We start from the raw sequence: 1,139 nt of genomic DNA, 5'->3' as shown, positions 1-1,139 counted from the left end.
CGGATCGTCGCGGCAGCAACCCGTCGTCAGGCGCTGTTTTGGTATCTCGCCCGAACGAGCATGGCAGCGGCATGCCCGGCTGCCTCGATATAATCAGGGTTGCGGTGGATCAGCATGATCGAGAAGGCGCCATCCACCAGAAGGACGATTTCGCGCGCCAGGGTTTGCGGTTCCAAAATACCGCGGTCTGACATTTCGCCGGCCAGCCATTTTTCGAAATTCGCCTTGTGTCGCGACCCGACCTTGATCGCCGGGTGTCCGGGCATGGCGGCGAGTTCCGCAGCCGTTCGCAGGAAGCCGCATCCTTTCCACCTGGGATGGCGTGCCACGCGTGCCAGATTGGTGAAGATCGCTTCGACCTTGCGGTCAGGACCGCCTTCGGCGGCGTCGAACCAGCCGGCCATCTGCTTCAGGTTCGGCTGGTCGCGGCCATCGAGATAAGCGGCAATCAGGTCGTCCTTGCTCTTGAAATGATAGTAAAGCGTGCGCTTGGTGAGGCCTGCCTTTTCGGCGACGGCATCGACGCTGACGCGGCCAATCCCTTCCGCATAAAAGAGCTTCGTCGCGGCGTCGACAATACGTTTGCGGGTAGGGCTGGGCGCTTGTGGCATGAAGCGATGTATACCGACTAGTGAATATACAAGCAAACGAAAGCCTGATCCTTTCCTGCCCAGACTTACCGGAAAGGAAGCCAAAATGGCCGAACTTGTGCTGAGCGAGGTTCGCGACGGAGTTGCCCTCCTGACCCTCAATCGCCCTGAAAAACTCAACGCGCTGAACTACGCCCTGATCGACCGCCTGCTGGCCATCCTCGACGCCATCGAGGTCGATGGCTCCATCCGCGCAGTCATCCTCACCGGCGCAGGCGAGCGGGCGTTCTCGGCGGGCGGCGACATACACGAATTCTCGGCAAGCGTGGCGCTTGGCACCGATGTCGCCTTGCGCGATTTCGTCATGCGCGGGCAGCGATTGACGGCGAGGCTGGAAGCGTTCCGCAAACCGGTCATCGCCGCGGTCAACGGTCTTGCCTTCGGCGGAGGTTGCGAAATCACCGAGGCCGTGCCCCTGGCCATCGCCAGCGAGCGTGCCTCGTTCGCCAAGCCCGAAATCGTTCTCGCAATGCCGCCGACCTTCGGCGG

Annotated in this window: 2 protein-coding genes; one reads left to right on the top strand and one right to left on the bottom strand. The window is 61.7% G+C overall.

Going from position 1 to position 1,139, the window contains the following annotated elements; all coding sequences use genetic code 11:
- Positions 1–26: 26 nt before the first annotated feature.
- Positions 27–611 (bottom strand): TetR/AcrR family transcriptional regulator, encoded by a 585-nt coding sequence (locus E5W87_RS05380; protein WP_292394734.1) that lies wholly within the window; start codon positions 609–611, stop codon positions 27–29.
- A gap of 85 nt (positions 612–696) precedes the next feature.
- Between E5W87_RS05380 and E5W87_RS05375 the strand changes: the two genes are divergently transcribed.
- Positions 697–1,139 (top strand): enoyl-CoA hydratase/isomerase family protein (locus tag E5W87_RS05375; protein WP_292394768.1); only part of this gene is annotated, 443 nt, incomplete at its 3' end.

It is taken from the genome of Mesorhizobium sp., from assembly GCF_004962925.1.
Lineage (GTDB): Bacteria > Pseudomonadota > Alphaproteobacteria > Rhizobiales > Rhizobiaceae > Mesorhizobium.
The sequence above is the reverse complement of the archived record's forward strand: the minus strand, read 5'-3'. Positions and strand labels throughout refer to the sequence as shown.

Bases quoted from the DNA above. Each gene is read 5' to 3' on its own strand.
- E5W87_RS05380 (WP_292394734.1), bottom strand. From the start codon at position 611: ATGCCACAAGCGCCCAGCCCTACCCGCAAACGTATTGTCGACGCCGCG.